General features: G+C 46.5%; 19 protein-coding genes. 13 read left to right on the top strand and 6 right to left on the bottom strand.

All coding sequences use genetic code 11. The annotated features are described in order from the left end of the window. Nucleotides 1–9: 9 nt before the first annotated feature. The 3 genes from ACMXYT_RS01000 to ACMXYT_RS00990 form a co-directional block, all read right to left on the bottom strand. Nucleotides 10–1,524, bottom strand: a complete 1,515-nt coding sequence (locus ACMXYT_RS01000) for a YifB family Mg chelatase-like AAA ATPase (RefSeq protein ID WP_415911753.1) — start codon at nucleotides 1,522–1,524, stop codon at nucleotides 10–12. Between the two features lie 113 nt (nucleotides 1,525–1,637). Beyond that, nucleotides 1,638–3,284: a diguanylate cyclase domain-containing protein gene (locus ACMXYT_RS00995; RefSeq protein WP_415899817.1), complete on the bottom strand. Its 1,647-nt coding sequence runs from the start codon at nucleotides 3,282–3,284 to the stop codon at nucleotides 1,638–1,640. Nucleotides 3,285–3,320: 36 nt separating this feature from the next. Continuing rightward, nucleotides 3,321–3,575: an accessory factor UbiK family protein gene (locus ACMXYT_RS00990; RefSeq protein ID WP_415899816.1), complete on the bottom strand. Its 255-nt coding sequence runs from the start codon at nucleotides 3,573–3,575 to the stop codon at nucleotides 3,321–3,323. Between the two features lie 285 nt (nucleotides 3,576–3,860). Between ACMXYT_RS00990 and ACMXYT_RS00985 the strand changes: the two genes are divergently transcribed. The 12 genes from ACMXYT_RS00985 (at nucleotide 3,861) to ACMXYT_RS00930 (ending at nucleotide 17,662) form a co-directional block, all read left to right on the top strand. Beyond that, nucleotides 3,861–4,199 (top strand): P-II family nitrogen regulator, encoded by a 339-nt coding sequence (locus ACMXYT_RS00985; RefSeq protein ID WP_415899815.1) that lies wholly within the window; start codon nucleotides 3,861–3,863, stop codon nucleotides 4,197–4,199. A 38-nt stretch (nucleotides 4,200–4,237) separates the two neighbouring features. Then, on the top strand, nucleotides 4,238–5,494 hold the full coding sequence (locus ACMXYT_RS00980) for an ammonium transporter (RefSeq protein WP_415899813.1): 1,257 nt from the start codon (nucleotides 4,238–4,240) through the stop codon (nucleotides 5,492–5,494). A gap of 197 nt (nucleotides 5,495–5,691) precedes the next feature. Beyond that, nucleotides 5,692–6,030, top strand: coding sequence for a P-II family nitrogen regulator (gene glnK, locus ACMXYT_RS00975; protein WP_415889925.1), 339 nt, complete (start codon nucleotides 5,692–5,694; stop codon nucleotides 6,028–6,030). A 154-nt stretch (nucleotides 6,031–6,184) separates the two neighbouring features. After that, nucleotides 6,185–7,279, top strand: a complete 1,095-nt coding sequence (locus ACMXYT_RS00970) for an alkene reductase (protein ID WP_415911752.1) — start codon at nucleotides 6,185–6,187, stop codon at nucleotides 7,277–7,279. Further along, the gene (locus tag ACMXYT_RS00965; protein WP_415911751.1) at nucleotides 7,280–7,999 is read left to right on the top strand and encodes a glutathione S-transferase N-terminal domain-containing protein; all 720 of its coding nucleotides are present in this window, start codon (nucleotides 7,280–7,282) and stop codon (nucleotides 7,997–7,999) included. It begins immediately after the preceding gene. Between the two features lie 277 nt (nucleotides 8,000–8,276). Further along, nucleotides 8,277–10,358, top strand: coding sequence for a putative bifunctional diguanylate cyclase/phosphodiesterase (locus tag ACMXYT_RS00960; RefSeq protein ID WP_415911750.1), 2,082 nt, complete (start codon nucleotides 8,277–8,279; stop codon nucleotides 10,356–10,358). 128 nt (nucleotides 10,359–10,486) lie between these two features. Continuing rightward, nucleotides 10,487–11,701 carry an aspartate aminotransferase family protein gene (locus ACMXYT_RS00955; protein ID WP_415911749.1) on the top strand — a complete coding sequence of 405 codons (1,215 nt, stop codon included), beginning with the start codon at nucleotides 10,487–10,489 and terminating at the stop codon, nucleotides 11,699–11,701. Nucleotides 11,702–11,720: 19 nt separating this feature from the next. Further along, nucleotides 11,721–12,986: a hydrolase gene (locus tag ACMXYT_RS00950; protein WP_415899808.1), complete on the top strand. Its 1,266-nt coding sequence runs from the start codon at nucleotides 11,721–11,723 to the stop codon at nucleotides 12,984–12,986. Continuing rightward, the gene (locus tag ACMXYT_RS00945; protein ID WP_415899807.1) at nucleotides 12,983–13,786 is read left to right on the top strand and encodes a DUF1338 domain-containing protein; all 804 of its coding nucleotides are present in this window, start codon (nucleotides 12,983–12,985) and stop codon (nucleotides 13,784–13,786) included. Before ACMXYT_RS00950 ends, ACMXYT_RS00945 begins: the two co-directional genes overlap by 4 nt. Before the next feature lie 26 nt (nucleotides 13,787–13,812). Continuing rightward, nucleotides 13,813–14,850, top strand: a complete 1,038-nt coding sequence (gene astA, locus ACMXYT_RS00940; protein ID WP_415899806.1) for an arginine N-succinyltransferase — start codon at nucleotides 13,813–13,815, stop codon at nucleotides 14,848–14,850. Further along, nucleotides 14,847–16,343 carry a succinylglutamate-semialdehyde dehydrogenase gene (astD, locus tag ACMXYT_RS00935; protein ID WP_415899805.1) on the top strand — a complete coding sequence of 499 codons (1,497 nt, stop codon included), beginning with the start codon at nucleotides 14,847–14,849 and terminating at the stop codon, nucleotides 16,341–16,343. The genes astA and astD overlap by 4 nt, the downstream gene beginning before the upstream one ends. Further along, on the top strand, nucleotides 16,340–17,662 hold the full coding sequence (locus tag ACMXYT_RS00930; RefSeq protein ID WP_415899804.1) for an N-succinylarginine dihydrolase: 1,323 nt from the start codon (nucleotides 16,340–16,342) through the stop codon (nucleotides 17,660–17,662). Before astD ends, ACMXYT_RS00930 begins: the two co-directional genes overlap by 4 nt. Before the next feature lie 3 nt (nucleotides 17,663–17,665). Here ACMXYT_RS00930 and ACMXYT_RS00925 read toward each other — a convergent pair whose 3' ends face one another. Together ACMXYT_RS00925 and ACMXYT_RS00920 are read right to left on the bottom strand one after the other, a co-directional pair. Further along, a complete protein-coding gene (locus ACMXYT_RS00925; protein WP_415899803.1) occupies nucleotides 17,666–19,030 on the bottom strand; it encodes a sensor histidine kinase in 1,365 nt (454 codons plus the stop codon). Next, nucleotides 19,027–19,737 (bottom strand): response regulator, encoded by a 711-nt coding sequence (locus ACMXYT_RS00920; protein ID WP_415889914.1) that lies wholly within the window; start codon nucleotides 19,735–19,737, stop codon nucleotides 19,027–19,029. Before ACMXYT_RS00920 ends, ACMXYT_RS00925 begins: the two co-directional genes overlap by 4 nt. Before the next feature lie 189 nt (nucleotides 19,738–19,926). Between ACMXYT_RS00920 and ACMXYT_RS00915 the strand changes: the two genes are divergently transcribed. Then, entirely contained in the window at nucleotides 19,927–20,394 is a 468-nt protein-coding gene (locus ACMXYT_RS00915; protein ID WP_415899802.1) for a Spy/CpxP family protein refolding chaperone, read from the top strand. Nucleotides 20,395–20,428: 34 nt separating this feature from the next. Here ACMXYT_RS00915 and ACMXYT_RS00910 read toward each other — a convergent pair whose 3' ends face one another. Next, nucleotides 20,429–20,836 carry a response regulator gene (locus ACMXYT_RS00910; RefSeq protein WP_415899801.1) on the bottom strand — a complete coding sequence of 136 codons (408 nt, stop codon included), beginning with the start codon at nucleotides 20,834–20,836 and terminating at the stop codon, nucleotides 20,429–20,431. Nucleotides 20,837–20,876: the final 40 nt, after the last annotated feature.

The following is a 20,876-nucleotide window of genomic DNA, read 5'->3' as shown; positions in this document are numbered from 1 at the left end:
TTCAACCAATCAATTCAAACTACTTCTAGCCGCGACCCTATAACTTAACGCTTCCATCAGATGCGAACGCTCGACCTTCTCGGAGTCAGCTAAATCTGCAATAGTTCTCGCCACTCTTAATACACGATGATAAGCCCTCGCCGACAACTGCAACTTCTCTAATGCTTTAGCGAGCATCTCTTTGTCTTTTTGCTCTATCTGGCAGAGTATTTCTAACTGCGGCCCTGTTAATGCCTGATTAGGTACGCCTTGGCGGCTGAGTTGAACTTGGCGAGATTTCACCACTCTTTCACGCACTGACTGACTGGACTCTTGGGCTTGGGGAATTTCAATCATCTCCTGCTGTGACAGCGCCTGAACGCTCAACTGCAGATCAATACGATCTAACAACGGCCCAGACACCTTGCCTTGATAACGCCTTATCTGGTCAGGACTACAGCGACAGCGGTCCGTACCATCAGCGTAATAACCACAAGGGCATGGATTCATAGCTGTTACTAACTGGAATTGCGCTGGAAACGTCGATTGCCGTGCAGCCCGTGATATTAAAATCTCACCCGATTCCAACGGTTCTCGCAGTACTTCCAACACTTTGCGACTAAATTCAGGCAACTCATCCAAAAAGAGGATGCCTTGATGCGCTAATGAAATCTCACCTGGTTTCGGGTTTCCGCCACCACCAACCAGCGCGACAGACGAAGCTGTGTGATGGGGTGCGCGGAAAGGTCGCTTTCTGGGTAAACGAGTTTCACTACTACTTTGAGTAATAGAGTAAACCGCAGCCACCTCCAGCGCTTCCTGCTCAGTCATCTGCGGTAACAACCCTGGCAAACGGTTAGCCAACATGCTTTTACCACTCCCTGGCGGCCCCACCAGCAAAATATTATGACCACCCGCAGCTGCCACCTCTAAAGCGCGTTTTGCTTGCGCCTGACCTTTAACATCGCCCAGATCCGGCCCAAAAGCATCGGTGGATAAAGGCTGATCTTTTGCCTGCGCAACTGAAATTAACTCAGAACCTTGTAGATGCGCACAGACTTGCAGTAGGTGACTTGCGGGTAATACAGATAAGTCCGAGGCCATTAACGCTTCATTTTGGTTCATCTCGGGTAGCAACAGATGACGCTGCTCGGAGCGGCACGCGAGCGCAACCGGTAATACCCCAGTCACAGGTCGCAACTCACCCGAAAGGGCTAATTCGCCAATCAGTTCGACATCAGCTAATGATTTGGCTGGCAATTGATTAGTAGCCGCCAAGATACCTACAGCAATGGCTAAATCATAACGCCCACCCTCTTTTGGCAGGTCAGCTGGGGCTAAATTGACCGTAATACGACGTTGGGGAAATTCAAAACCTGAATTAATCAGAGCACTACGTACCCGTTCGCGACTTTCTTTTACCGCAGCCTCAGGCAACCCAACTATTGAAAAACTTGGAAGGCCACCAGATAGGTGAACTTCGACAGTAACCGCAGGTGCATCAATTCCTACCTGCGCGCGCGTATATGCTATCGCTAAAGACATAAGCTTCCATCCTTGGAAGAGTTAATTAAGACGCCAGAAGCAATTGCATCGCTCTGGCGTACTGTTTTGCAAAGCTACAGAGCATTTTCAAAACCCTGCAGCTGATTAATTATTTAATGTTCTACGGCCAAATGATCCAAGATCTGCTCCAAAGACAACGGCGTACCGAAGTAACGCCCTTGCATCAGCATACAACCCTGCCCCATCAGTTGACCGCGAGTACCCGCAGTAGCAACGCCATCGGCCAACACTTCGATCTCCAGCTGACCAGCCATATCTAAAACGGTATCAACGATCTTCTGACGACCTTCATCATTACCCATCGCCATAATCAGATCGGCATCCAGTTTAATCAGATCAGGTTGAATCTCTTGAAGCTGCTCCAAAATAGGGCTTTCACAAGCAAAGCCACTCACGGACAGTTGCGCTTCGCTGGTTAATAGATCAAACAGCTGACCTTCGTATTCAAGCGCCGTTTTAATATCAACATCAACCATATAACGGCCCTGCTGCTGATAGTGACTCAGCTGAGATACCCAGCGTTGCACCGCTTCCTTACTTTGCAATTGCTGGCTTTCGATACGGAACGAGATGAAACGAAGCTTAGGAAAACGCTCCCATACCACATCTAAACCACGCAGTTCCTGATCTAGCCACTGCTCATAACGTTGCAAGGATTCAGGGCTTTGTAATAGAGCAGAGAAATCAGCTAAGGGAATCTGCCCTAATTCTGGATGAGTCCAACTTGGTCGTGCATGAACAGCAACCACTTGGTGGCTATAGATGCTATAAACCGGCAGATAAGTCATCTGAATAGCACCACTAACGATCGCTTGGGTTAGATCTTCTTCTCGTAAAATTTGTGGTCCTTTACTACGTTCCATTAACTCACTGTAAACTCGGAACGTATTGCGTCCACCCTGCTTCGCTGCGTACATCGCAACATCAGCTTTTTTCACCAAATCTTTCGGGCGCTCAGCATGCTCCGGATAGACAGAGATACCCACACTACCACTGATAAATATCTCCCGATGCTCAACAAAAATACCATGACTGAGCTGATCAACTACCCGCTGCGCCACCTTAAGAGCCGATTCAACCCCATCAGCCAGCGGAATCATCATGACAAACTCATCGCTACTTAAGCGTGCCAAGGCATCATCACCGCGTACCACCCCTCCTAAACGGCGTGCCACTTCTTGAAGCAAGTTATCGCCAACACTGCGGCCTAGATTATCGTTGATCCATTTAAACCGGTCCAGATCCACCAGCATCACAGCTAACTGCTCGCCTTGCGCTTTACTCTGCTCTAAGCGTTTCGCCAAGATATCTTGGAACATATCCCAGTTCGGAAGATGAGTCAGTTCATCGAACTGAGCTGATTGCACGATGGCATTCATCTCTTTCTTAAGATGACTAATATTGAAGAACTGAGCCATATAACCTGTTACTAGGCCCTGATCGTTCTCCAAACGCATGATATTGAACCACGCAGGATAAACCGTGCCATCCTTATGCCTATTCCATAGCTCACCTTGCCAGCAACCATCGCTGCTGACGGTAAGCCATAAATCCTCATAAAATGGATCATTTAATTCCCGTGCCCCAAGAAAGCGCGGATTTTCGCCCTGCACCTCATCTAGGCTATAACCGGTAATTTCGGTAAATGCAGGATTAGCCTGCACTATATTATTGGCCTGATCCGTTACGAGCACTGCTTGAGGCGAACGAAGGAATAACTGCTGTTCAAAATGATCCATATTTAACCTACGTAGCTAGCGAAATTAAGAGGATGGTTACTTATCCTGTAATGCTTCTTCTAATGCCTGAACTTGCTTCTCTAAAGTTTCTACTTTTTCCCTAGTACGCAGCAATACGGCTTTCTGGGCATCAAACTCTTCACGACTAACAATATCCAGACGATCAAACGTGCCCTGCAAAACTGCTTTCACCTGCTGCTGTAACTCATCTTGCCCAGGAAGCTTATTTTCCCCAGACAGCAATTTCGAAAACTGTTCACTCAAGCCTTCTATTAGTTGTGGATTAATCATCCCACTTACCCCTAACAATTAAATATTGCCTGTCACTATAACAACAAACCTGCACCATTCAAGATCGCACCATATTGGTGCACCCTTATATTGCAGCGCACCTAAAGAAGCCCCACAAGAAGGCACGAAAACCTTACAAAAAACCTAGAACATAAATAACCTATTGAAATTAAAGAATAATTCAAACATGGCACAACCTTCGCTATAACCTTCGCAAACAGAATTTATGTTTGTTTAACGATAAACGCATACTGAACAGAATTTTTACCTACGGGGGATAGCAATATGAAAATGGTCTCTGCTGTCATCAAACCATTTAAATTGGATGATGTACGAGAAGCCCTTTCTGAAATTGGGGTACAAGGTATCACTGTGACTGAAGTTAAAGGTTTTGGTCGCCAGAAAGGACACACTGAACTATACCGCGGCGCTGAATATGTAGTCGACTTCCTACCAAAAGTACGCGTAGACGCTGCAGTGTCTGACGAAATTGTCGACCAAGTTGTAGAAGCGATTAGTGGCGCAGCTCAAACCGGCAAAATTGGCGACGGTAAGATCTTCGTAACGCCAGTAGAACAAGTTGTGCGTATTCGTACCGGTGAAACCGGTACGGAAGCCCTTTAATTTTTTGACTTATTGATTGCTTCTGGAGGAATAAACCAATGGAAGAACTACTGAATTCAACAGCGGGTGATGTTACCCAGCTTAAATACGCACTAGATACTTTCTACTTCCTAGTGTGCGGTGCTTTAGTAATGTGGATGGCAGCAGGCTTTGCCATGCTGGAAGCGGGTTTAGTTCGTGCGAAAAACACAACTGAAATCCTAACCAAGAACATCGCGCTATATGCGATCTCTTGTACTATGTACTTGGTTTGCGGTTACGCAATCATGTACGGCGGTGACTACATGCTTTCTGGCATCACTGGTGACGGTTTCACAGGTGCTGAAGAGCCAGCAACTTACGCACCATCTGCAGACTTCTTCTTCCAGGTAGTTTTCGTTGCAACAGCAATGTCTATCGTATCCGGTGCAGTTGCTGAGCGTATGAAGCTATGGGCTTTCCTAGCATTCGCTGTAGTAATGACAGGTGTTATCTACCCAATGGAAGGTTCTTGGACTTGGGGCGGTAACGATGTATTCGGTTTCTACAACCTAGGCGACCTTGGTTTCTCTGACTTTGCAGGTTCCGGTATCGTACACATGGCAGGTGCTGCTGCAGCCCTAGCAGGTGTTCTAGTACTAGGTGCTCGTAAAGGTAAATACTCAAAAAGCGGTGCTGTAAACGCTATTCCAGGTGCAAACCTACCTTTAGCTACACTAGGTACGTTCATTCTATGGATGGGTTGGTTCGGCTTCAACGGTGGTTCTGTACTAGCATCATCTGATGTAGAGAACTCTAACGCTGTTGCTGTTGTATTCATGAACACTAACGCTGCTGCTGCAGGTGGTGTGATCGCGGCACTGATCGTAGCTCGCCTACTATTCGGTAAAGCAGACCTAACAATGGCGCTTAACGGTGCACTAGCGGGTCTAGTTGCTATCACGGCTGAGCCATCTACTCCAACTGCACTGCAAGCGACTCTGTTCGGTGCACTAGGTGGTACGCTGGTTGTATTCAGCATCCTAACGCTAGATAAACTAAAAATTGATGATCCAGTAGGTGCTATCTCTGTTCACGGTGTTGTAGGTCTTCTAGGTCTGCTACTAGTACCAGTAACAAACGGCGATTCTACTTTCTCTGGTCAGATCATCGGCGCACTAACTATCTTCGCTTGGGTATTCGCTACAAGCCTAGGTGTTTGGTTAGCTCTTAAAGCAATCATGGGTGTACGCGTATCGGAAGAAGAAGAGTACGAAGGCGTGGATATCTCTGAGTGTGGTATGGAAGCTTACCCAGAGTTTACATCTGGCAAGTAAGATTGATCTAAAACAGTAAAAGGGCGCTAAGCGCCCTTTTTGCGTCACTAGTGCTCTGTAAGAGATTGATCTGATACGCTGTTCATATACCATCTTGCAATTATCTAGGTATACTAAGACGCATAATTCACTATAGTTACATTTGCTGCTTGGTCGTCAGGCCATAGAATGAGCAAGCCCAACTGAGGAATAGCATTATGAAACTGGTCACTGCGGTGATTAAACCGTTTAAACTGGATGATGTCCGTGAAGCGCTTTCTGAAATTGGTATCCAAGGCGTTACCGTTACTGAAGTAAAAGGCTTCGGTCGTCAGAAAGGCCATACTGAATTGTACCGCGGTGCAGAGTATGTGGTTGATTTCCTTCCAAAAGTGAAAATTGAAATTGCTGTAGACACAGACATGGTTGATCAAGTGATTGAAGCGATCAGCAAAACTGCGAATACTGGCAAAATCGGTGACGGTAAGATCTTTATCTCTCCTCTAGAGCAGGTAATCCGTATCCGTACAGGCGAAAGCGGTCCTGACGCGCTGTAAGCAAAAATATATTCCAAAAAGCGGCTATTAAGCCGCTTTTTTTATGCCTGTTCTATTACATGCAATATTTCTTTAATTGAAATTGAACTTCCGTTCAAATTAGAGCTCTTTATCTAAGTCATCAACATGTTGATCAACTAACAAAGAGCCATTTATGCTTACACAACCTATCTTGTTCAGCCCTATTTCACTGGGAAGTATTGAGCTATCCAATCGAATCTTGATGGCACCTCTCACCCGTGCCCGTGCAGACAAACATCATATTCCTAGCCCATTAATGGTCCAGCATTATGCCGATCGGGCAACTGCAGGTTTGATTATTACTGAAGCCACTATGGCGATGGAAAACTGCAGCGCCTTTATCAACGAACCCGGTATCTACTCAGAGGCACAAATAGCGGGCTGGAAAAAAGTCACCGATGCCGTACATCAGAAAGGCGGGAAGATTGTTGTACAGCTATGGCATGGCGGACGCGCCTGTCATCCAGATCTAAATAACGGCGTTCAACCGGTCGCGCCAAGCCCTATAGCGATCGAAGATGAAGTACATACGCCCGATGGTCTAAAACCCTACACAAGGCCCCGCGCACTGCAGATAAACGAGATTCCCAAGATTATTGCTGGTTTCAAACAGGCAGCAATCAACGCCAAAGAAGCTGGATTCGATGGCGTAGAGCTTCATGCAGCCAACGGCTATCTACTCGACTCGTTCTTACGCGATGGAACAAACCAGCGGGAAGATCAATACGGCGGCAGCTTAGAAAACCGATCTCGACTGATCTTCGAAGTTTTAGATGCGATTTGTGAGGTATGGGGTAACGACAAAGTGGGTATCCGCACTTCACCTTTAAACGGCTTTAACAGCATGAAAGATAGCGACCCTGTTGGAACAACCTTCTGGCTCGCCGAGAAGCTAAATCATTACCAACTGGCTTATTGGCACCTCATGCGCAGTGACTTCTTGGGTCAGCAACAAGGCGATGTTAATTCAATCGCCCGAGAACACTACCAAGGCAACCTTATTGGCAACATGGGCTACAGCTATGAAGAAGCGGATTCCGCGGTATTAGATAAACAGCTAGACGCTGTTGCCTTTGGTGTACCTTTTATCGCCAATCCTGATTTGGTCGCTCGTTTCCAGACGGAATCCGAACTCAATGAGCCTAACCCCGACACCTTTTATACACCTGGCCCTGAAGGCTATAACGACTATCCATTCTTAGACCAGACAGACTTAGTGAGCGCATAAATGAGCAATCCTAAAGATTACCCAAGCGTTGCTCAGTACCCAATATCTAAACGCTGGCCAGCGCAACATCCTGATATTCTGCAACTCTATTCGTTAGGAACACCAAATGGCGTCAAGATTTCCATTGCACTTGAAGAGTTACAAATCCCTTATGAGGCACATCGTGTTACGCTGGCAGCAAGCGATGTCAAAAGTGAGGAATATTTATCTCTCAACCCGAACAATAAAATCCCAGCAATCATTGACCCGCACGGCCCAGAAGGCACACCTATTGGCCTCTTTGAAAGTGGCGCCATTCTGGTCTATCTAGCCGAAAAGGCCGGCAAACTCATGGGTAACAACGCCACAGAAAAAGCCAAAGTTCTGCAATGGCTGATGTTTCAGGTGGGTGGCGTCGGCCCCATGTTTGGGCAACTGGGTTACTTTCACGCCTTTGCCGGTAGTGAAATTGAAGATCCACGGCCTAAACAGCGCTATATCAACGAAGCAAAACGCCTACTTAATGTGATCGAAAACCAGCTAGAAGGTCAGGATTGGATTGCCGGCGACTTTTCTATTGCTGATATTGCCATAGTGCCTTGGCTGGATACGATAGAGCGTGTTTACCGTGCCGGAGAAGAAACTGAAATAGCAAAATTAAAACAAGTTAGATCTTATATCGAGAGATTCAATCAGCGCCTATCTGTACATAAAGGGCGGGAAATTTTCTCAAAAATATAGTAGTTATTTCTGTATTAAGGGTAAAGGCTAATCCAACCTTCACCCTAAATACAGAAATAAATAAAAATCATCAAAACACCCAAAAACCACCGATAACTCGATGTAATATTAGATTTTTTTTATACCTTAGGCTAAAACATTCATAAAAAATTCACTTTGCTCATCGTTTAAAATTGACCCACATCAAACCAGTTACAACTTTATTAAACATCTAAACAATTCCAACTTCTTTTGGCGCAGAATACATAGATCAAATAGAGAAATTCAAACAAGATCTATGCAGCAAACAGAATTACAAACAAAAAATCACAGCACGATTCCAATGGATTGGTTTAAACAATCCTCGATTGGTGTGCTTGTGCTGGATGATCTGTTTAACTGTTTGCACTGCAATCCTTACGCTGCAACCTTAATCTGGGACAGAGTAGGCGAATCTCAGAACAACACACTACCAGAAGATTTTAAACTCGCGATACGCCCTCACGTCATGGGGTTACTTGCGCAGAATAGAGATTCTTACGACACCCATATAGTCCTCTCCTCACAAGGGGAAAGTATTCAGTTACGTGTCGAGTTCACTATCGTTAAGAAAGCTGAAAGTCGAAAAGTTTTTATAACACTGCGCAACTCAAGTCAGAGTGCACGCCAAGCAAGAGAGCTTAAGGTATTCCGGAATGCCGTAGAGAATACCGGAAGCGCAGTTGTGATCACTAACGCTCAAGGTGAAATCGAATACTCCAATAGCCGCTTTAGTGAAATTACAGGCTGGGACGGCCGTGAAATACTCGGTAAGCGTCCAAACTTTTTACGCTCTGAGCAAACCACAAACGACATATACAAACAATTGTGGGGCACTGTACTTAATCACCAGCAATGGCGTGGCACCTTACTAAATAAACGCAAAAATGGTTCGACATACTGGTCCTTACAAAATATTTCGCCTATTCATGATGAACTGGGAAATATCATTAATTTTGTTTCTGTTAGCGAAGATATCTCGCAAATCAAAGAGCATGATGAGCAACTAGAGAGAATGGCCTACTTCGATCCTCTGACCGAATTAGGTAATCGTCGAAACTTCCGCCGCACTCTAGATAAATATCTACAAAACCCTGTCAGTGACAAACTGCATGCGCTACTGCTACTCGATTTAGACCATTTTAAGCAGATTAACGACACGATGGGGCACGAAGCGGGGGATGCGCTTCTAACCACCATAGCAAGCCGTTTAAAATTCTGTACTCCCCACCAAACATCGGTTTTCCGCCTTGGCGGGGACGAATTCACAGTGATCTTACAAGACTGCAAAGATCGTGAAGAGATAATTAACCGCGTCAGCGACGTACTATCGTTACTGTCCCAACCAATGCAGATTGGCCCTCACGAGCTAAGCGTAACCGTCAGTATCGGAATTACTTTAATCGGCCATGATAGTGTTGATGCCAGCGACCTGCTCAGAAACGCTGATTTAGCTATGTATCATGCAAAAAGGCAGGGTAGGAACACGTATGCTTTCTTTGCTGACCAGATGAATGAAGATGCACAACGCATACTCACAATCGAACATGATCTAAGAAACGCCTTAACTGGCAATCAGTTATCTTTGGCTTATCAACCGCAGATATGCGCCTTAGATGGTCGTATCACGGCAGTTGAAGCCTTGCTTCGTTGGCAGCATCCTGTGAATGGCAATGTACCGCCTGATGAATTTATTCCACACGCTGAAGAAACTGGTTTAATCATTCCAATTGGCCGTTGGGTACTAGAAGAGGCTTGTCGAGCGGCTAAATCAATACAGGATCAAGGCTTACCTCCGATCAAAGTTTGCGTAAACTTATCTGTACGTCAATTTGATGACCCCTCTTTGATTACTCAAATATCTGAAGCTTTAGCCAAAGCCTCACTCGTCCCAGAATGGCTAGAGCTAGAGATAACAGAAAGCATGCTCATGCGCGATATGCCAACGGCTATCAATACCCTTAAACGCATCAAAAGCATGGGAATAAGTCTCGCTATAGATGACTTTGGCACTGGTTATTCATCTCTTAGCTATTTAACCAAGATGCCTGTCGATCTATTAAAGATAGATCGCTCCTTTTTACATCGAGTTCCCGAAGACCAAGACAACATGACGATAACGTCCACCATTATCGCCATGACCAAGCAACTGGGCTTGAATGTGGTTGCAGAAGGGGTCGAAAACCAATCGCAGATGGACTTCCTGCAGCAGCACAACTGCAATACCATGCAAGGGTTCCTAGTAAGTCACCCGCTGGATTTCGCTGACTTTAATGAAAAGTACCGCGAGTCTCAGTACTTTAATGGCATTAATGACACTCCTATTAAGAGTGATAACTAAAGACGCTACAAACGACCATTAAGGCAGCATTCCCCTAGTACTACCTCCCTTAACCTATTGCCTCGACAACGCTTTTTTTCCGTTAAGGTCTAAACTTAGACTTATCTATGCAGTAGAGGAGACAAGCTATGTCCTCCAATGTTGATAGGGAAACGTTCGATCAAATCATGGTGCCTAACTACGCACCACAACAGATGATTCCTGTAAAAGGGCTTGGTTCCCGAGTATGGGACCAGCAGGGTAATGAGTTCATCGACTTTGCTGGCGGTATTGCTGTAAATGCTTTAGGCCACTGCCATCCAGAATTGACAGCAGCACTTCATCAGCAAGCTGATCAGTTATGGCATCTAAGTAATGTATGGACCAATGAACCTGCTCTGCAATTAGCCCAAGCGCTCTGTAATAAAACCTTTGCCGAGAAGGTCTACTTCGCCAATTCAGGCGCTGAAGCAAACGAAGCTGCGTTTAAACTCGCACGAAAATACGCCTATGATAATTTTGGTGCGGATAAGCACGAAATCATCAGTTGCAATAACAGTTTCCATGGCCGCACCCTCTTTACCGTATCTGTAGGCGGGCAACCAAAGTATCGTGAAGGGTTTGAGCCGGTACCTGCTGGCATCTCTCATGTTCCTTTTAATGATATTGCGGCGTTAGAACAGCAGATCAGCGATCAAACCTGTGCGGTAGTCATCGAGCCCATTCAGGGCGAAGGAGGGATTAAACCTGCTGCAGCTGAGTATTTACAGGCTGCCAAAAGCCTATGTTCTGAACACAATGCTCTGCTCATTTTTGATGAGATACAAACCGGTGTCGGCCGAACCGGTAAGTTATACGCCTATCAACACAGCCAAGTTAAACCGGATATTTTAACCACTGCCAAAGCTTTAGGCGGCGGCTTTCCCATAGCGGCGATGCTGAGTACCGAAAAGGTCGCCAAATCTTTTAACGTCGGTAGTCATGGTAGTACTTATGGGGGCAACCCTCTTGGCTGCGCAGTAGCTCTCAAGCTGTTACAGATTGTGGATACGCCTGAGGTGCTCGATGGTGTGTTCCATAAACATCATCAGATCACTCAACAAATTGCGCAATTTAATCAGAAAACAGAGTTATTTAAGGATATTCGCGGCCAGGGCCTATTAATCGGCTGTGAGCTAAGCGATCAATTCCAAGGTAAAGCGCGGTTGTTTTTAGAGTTGGCGCAACAAACAGGGCTGATGGTGCTTGTTGCAGGCTTAAATGTCATTCGCCTGACACCCTCGCTGATTATTCCTGAAGACGATATTAAAGAGGGATTAGCACGCTTCAACCGCACAATGCAGTTATTTAACCAACAAGCTTGAGCTGAGAGTGCTAGAGATTATGCAGTTATCTGTCGAACCACTAGATCAGTTAGAACGTGATCTTCTCGATAAGATAAGCGTTCAACAGCACCTAAGAGAACAACAACTGATTGAGTTAGTTGAGATCAATAGCGGCTCACTTAATCCCGAAGGGGTCAATCAGGTCGGACTTAAATATCAAGAGCTGTTCGCCCCACTCTGCAGTAAAAGCGAAAGAGTTGAACTGCCCGAGTGGGAGCGGATCGATTACACAGGCAAAGCAGAATACCAAGCGCTCGGTTCCCTTTGGAAGTTCAGCCACAACCCAGACGCACCGAACCAGATCCTGTTTTGCGGCCATATCGATACTGTATTTCCTGTTGATAGTCCCTTCCAACATGCGATTCGCTTAGACCACACCCGATTGAACGCACCCGGTGCCGCAGATATGAAAGGCGGTATTCTGGTGATTCTGTCCGCACTTGAAGCCTTAGCGCAGCACCCGCTTGCTCATCAGATCGGTTGGAGTGTCATCCTTAATCCAGATGAAGAGATCGGCTCACCCGGTTCAGCCGATTATTTAGCCGAAGCTGCCAAAAAACATGACATTGGATTGATCTACGAGCCCGCTTTGCCTGATGGGAATCTTGCAGGGGAGCGAAAAGGCAGCGGCAACTTCACTTTGGTTGTCCATGGTCGTTCTGCCCATGCCGGCAGAGCTCCAGAAACAGGTAGGAATGCAATCAATAAAGCCGCTGAACTGATCCTGCAACTGGCATCGTTAAACAATCAAAAACCGGGTTTAACCCTCAATACAGGCATAATCAAAGCAGGCGAAACCACTAACAAAGTGCCCGATTTAGCCGTGTGTAAATTTAACGTACGTATTCAGAAAACCGAGGATGCCGAATGGTGCCTTGAGCGCATCGATGAATTTATTCAGCAGCATAATCAACAAGAAGGATTCCATATAGAGCTCCATGGGCATTTTGGACGCTATCCTAAGCAACTCGACCAACCCCATCTCGCACTCTATCAACTGGTACAGCAATGCTCAGAACAGCTGGGTACAACGTTAACCTGGAGTGCAACGGGAGGCTGCTGTGACGGTAATAACTTATCGACCGCGGGCTTGCCCAATATAGATACCTTGGGTGTGACCGGTAACTTTATCCACAGCCCCCATGAATTTATCAATTTACCTAGTCTGAGTTCACGCGCGCAGCTCAGCGCACTGTTACTCTTTCACATAGCTCGTGAAGGATTGCCATTTAAGCGACTGCGCCCTCAGGGGAGGCCACTATGACCAATGAAGAGCTAACCCAAATGCTAGATGAGATGTGGCAGGACTATTTAGAGCTCAATCCACAAGCCCGCCAGATCCACCAGCTATTCAGCGATCTTAACTATCAAGTACTCAATGATCATATTGCGTTACGTACTTTTGATCTGGAAGAAGTGAATATAGATAAGATGGCTACGCCGTTTCTCTATAGCGGCTATCGCGCAGCAGGTGAATATCATTTCCCAAACAAACACCTCTACGCCAAGCACTTTCAACATGATGATCCTGCCCTACCGAAAATCTTTATCAGCCAGCTAATGACCGAATCGCTCAGCACTGACAACCAACTGCTTGTGCATAACTTAGTAGCTGAACTCGATCCTATGCAGCAATCACCAGACACCTTGTGCTATTGCGGTCGTCCGTGGGAGGTCAGTTATGAGGAGTACCAAGCACTACTGGCACAAAGTGAGTATGCCGCTTGGCTGGCGGCCTTCGGTTTCAGACCTAACCATTTCACTATTTTCGTCAACGCACTCACTTCGCATACCAGTATCGAAGAGGTTAATCAGTTTTTAAAAAGCCATTCAATCGAACTCAATAGTGCAGGTGGTGAAGTCAAAGGTAGTCCCGAAGAGCGACTCGAACAGTCCTCAACCTTAGCCAGCAAAGTCGCGGTTGAATTTAGTGATGGCAGTGTAGAAATACCGGGCTGCTACTACGAATTTGCCCGTCGCTATCCCTTGGAAGATGGCTCTCTCTACCAAGGCTTTGTCGCGGCATCTGCTGACAAAATCTTCGAAAGTACCGATAGCCGTTAGGAACTTCAGGGAACAGGAGGTCGACTATGTATTACATTCGCCCGATTGAGATGAACGATTTAGAGACCTTACATCAGATCGCTATCGAATCTGGTCCTGGCTTTACCTCTCTCCCCGAAAACAGCGCTTTGCTCGCCGATAAAATCGAGCGCAGCTTAAACGCCCTCAAACAAGATATTCAGAAAGCCGCCAATGAAAGCTATCTGTTTGTCCTGATCGACAGTGAAACTGAAGAAGTCGTTGGGACCACAGGAATTGAAGCAGCCGTTGGTCTTCAAGAGCCTTGGTATCACTACAGAGTAGGTACCGTAGTGCACGCGTCTCGCGAGCTCAATATCCATAACCAGTTTAAAACCCTCTACCTATGTAACGATTACACCGGCTGCACAGAGGTTTGTACCCTCTATCTAAAACCTGAACACCGTCACTCGCAAAACGGTAGCCTGCTGTCTAAAAGTCGTTTTCTGTTTATGGCAGAACAGCCGCAACGTTTCTCGGAACGCGTCATCGCAGAGATGCGTGGTTTCTCTGATGACAACGGCCGCTCCCCCTTTTGGGAGGGTTTCGGACGTAAGTTTTTTGCGATGGACTACTCTGAAGCGGATTACCTCACAGGCTCTGGTAACAAAGTATTTATTGCCGAGTTGATGCCGAAATACAGCATCTACATCCACTTGCTCCCCGAAGAAGCGCAAGAAGTGATCGGACGGGTTCACGCCAATACTGAACCTGCCCGCCGCATGCTGGAAAACGAGGGTTTCCGCTTTGAAAATTATGTGGATATCTTCGATGCCGGTCCTACGATCACCGCACCATTGGCAAAAATACGTGCGATTAGAGATAGCCGCTACGCCAAAATTAGAATTTCACAACAAGCTGAAACCACTGATTCCGATTCAGCTTATCTACTCAGTAACACCCGTGCAGCAGGTTTTCGTTGCTGCCTTGCTAACTGCCAAACCAATCAAGGCATTGCTGAACTCACACCTGAAACAGCTGAAATGCTGCAACTGAAAGACAGTGACACTATCCGATTGGTCGAACTAAAAGGGAGACACCCATGAAACCACAAGCATCATTGTTTATTAATGGCGAATGGGTTCAGGGCAACGGCTCCGAACTTGAGTCGTTGAATCCAGGCAATAACGAGCGAATCTGGCAGGGTTATGCAGCTGACGAAGAGCAAGTAGATCAAGCTGTTTCAGCAGCGGCTGAAGCCTTCCCACACTGGTCTGAACTCACGCTAAAGCAGCGCGGAGCCTACCTTCTAAAATTTAATGAATTGGTAAAAGAACACGAAGACCTACTTGCCGACACCATCGGTCAAGAAACGGGTAAGCCTCTTTGGGAAGCCAAGACAGAAGTAACTGCTATTCTGGGCAAAGCGGCTTTGACCATCAAAGCCTATCAAGCACGTTGCCCAACCGAAGAGAGCACAGTACTGGGGGCGCGCTCCATTCTCAGCCACCGTCCCCACGGTATCGTAGCGATATTTGGCCCTTATAATTTCCCAGGGCATCTACCAAATGGCCATATTATGCCAGCGCTGTTGGCAGGCAATACCATCGTCTTTAAGCCCAGTGAATTTACCCCGCGAACAGCAGAACTGATGGTTCATCTCTGGCAAAAAGCTGAATTACCCGATGGCGTGCTTAACCTGGTCCAAGGTGAAAAAGAAACGGGGGCGCATTTAGCCCAGCATCCAGAGATTAATGGCCTCTATTTCACCGGTAGCGCAGCCACCGGCTGTTACTTGCATGAGCAGTTTGGCGGACAACCCGAAAAGATCTTAGCACTCGAGATGGGCGGTAATAACCCTCTATTGGTTGCCAAAACAACCAATGTTGCTGCGGCGGTCTATAACACTATTCAATCGGCCTATATCACTGCAGGCCAGCGCTGTACCTGCGCACGACGTTTATTGGTACCGGTCGGCACAGAAGGGGATGAATTTATTGCCGCTTTGCAGAAAGCGGTTAACAAAATTGAGGTAGGCACCTATAACCAGAACCCACCACCTTTTATGGGCGCTTTAATCAGCCAGTCAGCCATGACCTCTATGCTAACCGCTCAAGAAAAGCTGATCGAACAAGGCGCTGAAGCATTGGTTAGTATGCAACGCTTTGCCGAGAAAGGCGCCCTGCTAACACCAGGGTTAATCGACTGTACGGCAATAGAGAACCCCGATGATGAGGAGTTCTTTGGCCCTCTCCTTCAGATCTATCGTGTACAAGATATTCAGCAGGCAACAACCTTAGCCAATAACACCCGCTATGGCTTAGCGGCTGGCGTACTCAGTGACGATCCTAAAATATTCGAATACTTTCAGCGTCGTGTTAGAACGGGCTTGATCAACTGGAACAGGCCACTAACCGGCGCATCCAGTGCGCGCCCCTTTGGCGGTACCGGTATTAGTGGTAACCATCGCGCCAGTGCATGGTATGCCGCCGATTATTGCGCTTACCCAGTTGCCTCTATGCAGGCCGACAGCATGGATATCCCAGATAAACTCCCTCCGGGCCTACATATCGCCGATCATGTTTGGAGTCATGAATGAGTTTAACGCTTAACTTAGATGGTTTGGTCGCACCCAATCACCACTATGCGGGACTCGCACAGGGCAACCTTGCATCACAACAGCATCAAGGCGAGATATCTTCACCCAAAGACGCAGCATTACAGGGTTTGGAAAAGATGTGGATGCTGCATCAGCTTGGCATTCCACAAGGGATTATTCCCCCGCCAATGCGACCTGATCTAGCACTGCTCTATGCAGCAGGCTTTCGCGGCTCCGACGAACAACTCTTGGATCAAGCTTGGCACAAAGCCCCTCAGTTGCTGACCGCCTGTTATTCCGCTTCTGCTATGTGGGCAGCTAACAGCGCAACCTGCTCAGCATCTCAAGATACCAGAGATAGACACTTACACTTCACCCCTGCAAACTTAAATAGCAGTATCCATCGATCATTAGAAACCAAACATAACTATCAGTTCTTCCAAACCTGCTTTGATGATCACGACAGGTTTAGCATTCATGTACCGCTGCCTTCACAATCGATCTTTGCAGATGAAGGGGCGGCCAATCAGATCCGCTTAAACTCGCCCTGTGACCAAGATGCTCTGAATCTGTTTATCTATGGCAGAGAAGGCTCACTAAGCGCAAGTACACGCTTTCCAGCACGCCAAACTCGCCTCGCTAGCGAAAGTATTATCCGCCAACATCAACTGGAGCAAAACCGCAGCATACTGATTCAACAGAACCCCATCGCTATAGACCACGGTGCATTTCACAACGATGTTGTCGCGGTAGGACATCTGAACTTTTTATTTCTACATGAACAAGCTTTTAAAGAGCAAAATGAGGTTTTGAATAATTTAAGATTAAAAAGTTGTCATTGGCAGGATGCACTTAAGATATTTGAGGTCAGTTCCAGTAAGCTGAGTCTGCAAGAAGCCGTCAGTACTTATTTATTCAACAGTCAGCTAATTCAAAAAAGCGACGGTAGCCTTCTGCTTCTAGCACCCATGGAGAGTAAACTCAGTACCAACGCATCGGCAGTCTGCGAAGAGTTAATTGCTGCAGACAACCCTGTCAGCGAGGTGCAATTTGTCGATCTAACGCAAAGCATGCAGAACGGCGGAGGTCCAGCTTGTCTGCGTTTAGCGGTACCAATCACGGTTGAAGAGTTAAGCGCTATGCATCAGGGAATACTGCTAACCCCTGCACTATATGAATCGCTAAAACATTGGATAGAAACGCACTACCGGGATCGCCTAAGTCTAGAGGATCTTCGCGACCCCCGGCTGATTTCAGAGATACATAGTGCGCTATCCCACTTGGGAGATCTGTTAAAGCTTCCCAGTTTTTACAACTAAATTTTAGGCGCAAGGCAACAGAATGCGCGCTTCCAATCCGCCCTCTGGATGGTTTGATAGACTGAGTTCACCACCTAAACGTTGTACAGCCCGTTGCGCGATACTTAACCCTAAGCCATAACCCTCGGACTTACTATCACCCCGGAAGAACGGCTCGCAAAGCTTTTCTAACTGCTCTGCAGGCACACCTTCACCATGGTCACGAATACGAATTTCACAATGCTCACCTTTATGAACACTCAACTCGATCGGCGCTGATTGTGGGGTATGTTTACAGGCATTCCCCAAAATATTATTCAGCGCTCGTAGCAACAAAGGTGCATTCAATTCCACTTCACAATCGGATTCCATACGGAGTTCAAACTCACGTGATTGCTGACTAAAACGGGCATCATCGAGCAACTCTTGCAGCACATCACTCAGCTTAGTTTTTTCGCCTTTAACTTCCATCTGCTCCAAACGGGATAAGGATAAGATCTCGCCGATTAATTGATCTAATCGCTGACACTCATGAATGATCCGTTGTACTGTTTTGTCCCTTTCTCCCAAGCGTTGTTCAGCAATCCCTGCTGCGGCCTGCAATCGCGCTAGCGGCGCTCTTAACTCATGAGAGACATCGCACATCAGATGTTGATGAGAGGTCAGGGTTTGTTGCACATAATCTGCCATGCGGTCAAAGTCACGGGCAAGCTCACCCAGCTCATCACCGCGTTTGCGTAGTTTCTCATCCGTACGAGTATCCAACTCCCCACGGTAGATCGCCTGAGTGTGCTCGCGCAGCAAAATTAATGGCCGCGCAATAATCGCGGATACAATCAAAGCACCTAAAGAAGACACTAATAAAATCAGTACCATTTGTACCGATAAGATGCGATTCACTAGATCTGCGTAGGGAGAACGTTCCCAGCTCAGGTCGACTAATACTTCATACTGTCGCCCCTGCTCTGACTCTAGATTAAAGCGGTAGCTATCTTCAGGGGCCTGCTTGAAACTCGGAAGATCAACCACTTGCTTCTGCGTAGTCAGGTCGGTAATGTGGACACGCTTAGTTACACTACGCCAGATAAAACGTTTCCAATGTGGTGTACGTTCTTTGTGATGTTGCGGCGGCGGGAGACCTATCTCTTTATCCCGGTGCGAACTCTTCAGGTGCTTAAGCCGAAGCGGTGGAATCGTGGTATGCCCCATGCGTTCATAACGCTCGATCATCAGCTCTGCATAACCCTCAGCTTTTGCTGTGATCACCTCTTTGAAACGATCTTCTTCTGTAATAGTACTGACAACACAGATAGTCGCTAACAGTACCGAAAAGCTTACACACCAGATCGCGGCAAAAACTTTCCAAAAAAGTCGTTTATACCACTTCATACCAGATCCTTAATAAACTGATAGCCAACACCACGTACAGTTTTAATTAACTCTTTCTCTGGCAGTGCTTTCGCTAATTTCTGACGTACACGGCTAACATGAACGTCTATTGCACGATCAAATGCCGCCAATTTTCGATGCAAAACCAGCTCAGTTAATTGTTCTTTATCCAATACATTTCCAGCATTCGCGATCAGATAAGCAAGCACGTTAAACTCCGTCCCCGTAAGCTCCAATAACTCACCCTTGATCCTAACCTCACGCAAACCAGGATCAAGCTGGACACCGCCCATCTCAACATTCGTATCCGGAAAAAGAGTTGTTTGTGTTTTCGGTTCCGAACGACGTAAGACCGCACGAATTCGTGCAAGCAATTCGCGTGGGTTACAGGGTTTGCTTAGGTAGTCATCCGCCCCCATCTCTAGTCCCAGAATACGATCAATCTCTTCACCACGCCCCGTCAGCATAATCACGGGTAAGGTCACTACAGGTCGAATTTGCTGTAGCAGCTCCAAACCCGATTTACCCGGCATCATGATATCTAACACCATCAAGGCGTAACGATCCGCACGTTTTAATTGCGCGCAAGCTTCATCTGCATTGTGAGCAAACTCAACCTCAAAGCCTTCGTGCTCGAGATAATCGGATAACAACTCGCACAGTTCCACATCGTCATCCACCAGTAATAATCGCTGTTTATCTCTCATACTTTAATCCCGCACTCGGCCTTGATCGCCTAATTTCGCTACTTATCTACTAAAAATAATAATCCTTTTAGCGTCAAAATAGATCGCCCAATTGTTAGATTTACCCAACTTTACACAGCAGAAACCCATCTTTGCGCTTACAAAAGCCACACTTTGTTCCATCAACTAAACAGCCTAGGAGCAAAGAACATGAACCGTAAAATCATGACTGGAATCGCAGCCGCTGTGTTAACTGTTTCTAGTTTAGGCGTTGCACATGCTTACACTAAAGATGACGGCGCTAAGATGGAGAAACGCCTGCAGTATCTTTCTGAAGAACTAGGGTTAACCACCAGCCAACAGGCGGCACTGAAAGAAAATATGCAGCAGAAAAGAGCGGGCATGAAGGATCAACACCAAGCGAAACGAGATATTCGCCAACAACTGATGCAACTAGATCCAACATCCAAAGACTATCAGTTGCAGCTCAACAGCTTAGTGTTAAAAGCGCAGGAGCAAACTAAAGCGATGATTATGGCCAAAGCCAAACATCAGGAAGAACTGTATGAGATTCTGACCCCAGAACAGGAAGCCAAATTCGCACAGTTAAAGAGTGAAGCACCCAAAAAATGGATGAAACATAAATCGGAACATAGAAAAGGTAAGCAGTGCCACTAAGAGTGGAGCAAAAGTTAAGCTGTAATTGACAGTGTTACCCGTCAGCCTTCACTGCAGTAACTCTGTCAATTTTTTCACGTAAAGAGCCAGCGCTGAAAGGCTTAATGATATAGTCAGAAACGCCTTGAGAGATCGCTTGTTTCACCATCGATGTTTCATCCTCAGCCGTTACCATTATGAAAGGTAACTCGTCGGCATCAAACGATTCTCGCACTTTGTTGAGTACTTCAAGTCCCCCCATCCCTGGCATCTCCCAGTCACACAAAATCACGTCGTAGGCGTGAGTTTGAGTCAATTGGCAAGCCTCTTCACCACTGGCCGCTTGGGTAATATCTCGATAACCAAGCTCCCGCAATATAGCTACCAGTAGTGCCCGCATACTACCAATATCATCGACCAGAAGAATCTTCGCTTGTTCGTTAACGGAAACTTGTTCGACCATAGTGAATATCCATTTCAATTCAATACATTACTACTAAATC

The organism is Neptuniibacter sp. QD37_11 (assembly GCF_047778105.1).
In the GTDB taxonomy this organism is placed as follows: domain Bacteria; phylum Pseudomonadota; class Gammaproteobacteria; order Pseudomonadales; family Balneatricaceae; genus Neptuniibacter.
This window is presented reverse-complemented; position numbering and strand designations above follow the sequence as displayed.